This window comes from Caldisericum sp., assembly GCF_049967455.1.
GTDB classification, from domain to species: Bacteria; Caldisericota; Caldisericia; order Caldisericales; family Caldisericaceae; genus Caldisericum; species Caldisericum exile_A.
Map to the genome: position 1 here is coordinate 1 of NZ_JBMFSR010000080.1, position 2,778 is coordinate 2,778.

The 2,778-nt window shown below is 36.2% G+C and carries 4 protein-coding genes; all 4 read right to left on the reverse strand.

Features of this window, described 5'->3' with window-relative positions; all coding sequences use genetic code 11:
- Positions 1-332, reverse strand: a 332-nt coding sequence (locus ACP5SP_RS07770; protein WP_428076477.1) for a recombinase family protein, incomplete at its 3' end; no start/stop codon positions are given.
- Positions 333-341: 9 nt separating this feature from the next.
- Positions 342-1,151 carry a hypothetical protein gene (locus ACP5SP_RS07775; protein WP_428076479.1) on the reverse strand — a complete coding sequence of 270 codons (810 nt, stop codon included), beginning with the start codon at positions 1,149-1,151 and terminating at the stop codon, positions 342-344.
- Between the two features lie 35 nt (positions 1,152-1,186).
- Positions 1,187-1,618, reverse strand: a complete 432-nt coding sequence (locus tag ACP5SP_RS07780; protein ID WP_428076481.1) for a hypothetical protein — start codon at positions 1,616-1,618, stop codon at positions 1,187-1,189.
- A gap of 85 nt (positions 1,619-1,703) precedes the next feature.
- A complete protein-coding gene (locus ACP5SP_RS07785; RefSeq protein ID WP_428076483.1) occupies positions 1,704-2,606 on the reverse strand; it encodes a hypothetical protein in 903 nt (300 codons plus the stop codon).
- Positions 2,607-2,778 lie beyond the last annotated feature (172 nt).

Here is a 2,778-nt window from a genome sequence, read left to right on the forward strand (position 1 = left end):
AGAGGCTCAGTTACTGAAATGACCTTTATTCCCTTTTTCCTGAGGAGTAATTTGTATGTTATGGAGTCAAGCCTGTTTCTTGCGAATCTCGAGAAAGAATAAATAAGGATTGCGTCAAACGGTGGTGGAGTTTTCTTTGCGTCCTCAATCATATCCTGAAAAGCAGGCCTGTCAGTTGAAAGCGCAGACTTTGCCTCGTCAATATAGGTTTTATAAAGTGAATAACCGCTTCTTGCGAGGTATTCTTTACATATCTTTATCTGCGCTGGAATGCTTGTCCCGTTGTCAGCCTGTTTCTCACTGCTTACCCTTGCGTAAATTACCGCTCTCATGGCTCCTCCTTAAGTTGAAGAAATTCTTTTTAAAATTGCCCTATCAGTTGCGTTTTTAAGTTTCAATGCCAAATCAGAAAAGTTGCTAATTCTACTTTCCATAGTCAAAATATCATTAGATGTCCGAAATGCATGTTTTATTCTGTCGTGAAACGTGCGAAGTTCTTCAATTTCAGAGTCTGCAATCCCAATTAATGCAAATGCTTTTTGATCGAAAGGCTTACCCTTGATATCTTTTCCATCGGCATTTACTGCTTTTTCAAAGGCGTGGTAAAGAAACTCAAACCTTTGATAAATATTTGGAGAAATAAGTGCTAACTGATAATCATTAAGGGATTCTCTGATATTTTTTTCAAATAGGTTTCGAGGTTTTGGGATGGAATATTTCCAATCGAATAGCTTACCTAATACATCAAGTACTTTTGATTCGTCAACTTCGACTAATATATTCTTGAAATCAATTTTTACTGACTTGTAAGCTTTTGGTACAGGCTTCTGCTCAGTATCAACTCCTGTATCGACTGACGAGCTCAAAGAGTCCCAAAATAACGGAGAAAAAAGGATGTCGGGATTTGCAATAGAGAAAGCTATACCAAAAAGGAAACTACAGATGTACGCCGGATAAGCCAAGAGCTTGTTCAAGTATACATTGGATTCGACGCTAATCTCGAGTTTAACTCTTGCTCCTAATGTTGTTAAGCTCCATTCCGCCATTCTAATTGTATGGTGATTCTTTATGTTTAACCAAGCTATTCTTGATTCTGCTTTTGCACCTGCATCAACTGGGATAAGAGAAAGCTCTATAGTTAATTTTCCCATCCTCAATTATAATAATTCCTCTTGGATATTTAACACTATTTTAGAGGATATTTTATAATTTCGTCTCTTCCATTTGTGTATTTCCAATATCCAGCAACACAATATTCGTTGTAAGATTCAGGAAAATTCAAAGCAGTATCGTAGTTTTTAGCAAGTGTTATAATATCCCCTGGTGTGTTCTGCTTGTTATTAAAATAGAAAATAATTGTCACGCCACCTTGAGACCACATTTGACTTTTTGCGTGCTTTTCTATATCTTCCCAAACTTGAGAATCATCTTTAAAATTGCTTATATAGAAGGTCATTACTCTGACGGTTCCGCTCTCTTTATTTCCTTTTTCACCTGGAGCTGCTTTAAAGTATCCCATTTGCTCAAAATCAACACCTGAAGGGTACTTCGGAGCAGAGGTGCAACCTAATACAGCGATGAAACAAAGAGTCAATGTTACTAAAGCAATTTTTTTCATGTATCAGCCTCCTTTATATATTTTATACATTGACAATGTTTTCTAAAAAATCCTACCATGAACAATCTTCAATCAAGCATATTAGCTAGGAAGATTCAATTTCTTTTGCTTTTTCCTCAATGTACTTAGAAAGAAGAGTTGAGATTAACTTTTCAGCTTCGAAAATTGCGATTATTCTTTTTGGTTTCTTATAATTCTTTGCTTTGATTGTGGTTGTAGAGTGAATTTGAATATTACATGCAGTAAAGTAGAGGTTATCTGCTGTTTCCTCGCCTATAATGTCTTCTATAAAAGAAAGTCCAGTCCTGTAAGTTGTACTTCTAAAATAATTATCATCTCTTATTGTTTCATATATTTTTCTGATTGTAGTCCATTTAGCAAGCTCGATGTCTTTCCCATATTTAGACTCTGCTTCTATTATGTCTTTTGTTGGGGTTTCATCTGAAAATTTGAAAGAGAAGGTTAAGAGGTTTTCCAGTGAAGGCTTCAAATACTCCGCAACATTTTTCAAAGATTCGCTGTCGCTATGTGTTTTAAGATAGCTTATAATGCTTTCAATAGTAGATAACCCACCTAAAATTTGTCCATCTTTTGAGGTTTGTGTCAAATCGAGAGATCCTACGGCACTATCATGTACCACATTTTGAATTTCAAGAACAATGTCTCCAACTGGCGCTCTGCATGAGAAATTCCCTTCCGAGTCGTAAACATATTTGAACTTTCCGTCCTCGTAAGAAATTGCAACAACTTTCAACAACTCAATCGCTCTTTCAGTCTTAAAGTTGAAAACCACAGGTAGAAATGTGAGAAATGTTTTTACACTTGATGAAACTTTTTTTGGGTCGCTTAAATTCTCAAAAACAGAGCCCTCGAGGTAATAATTTTCACCATCTTTGTAAATTTTTGGGTCAAAATGCAAAGTGCTAAATGCATTATACAAATCCTCAAGATACATTTCGTCTCCTTCAATTTGTATTTTCCAGCTCATATCTCCTCCTTTTTTTCTCGCTCAGCAGCCCGAGCCCTTACTTCTTCTTTCTTTCCTTTTATTCTCCATCTCTTCCCCCCCCTCACACGTTCTTTATTATAGTTTTCACTCTCAAAAGCCTCACGTCCATATCGGGAGTGAGGTAAATCTTTTCGTATTTGTCGTTTGCAGG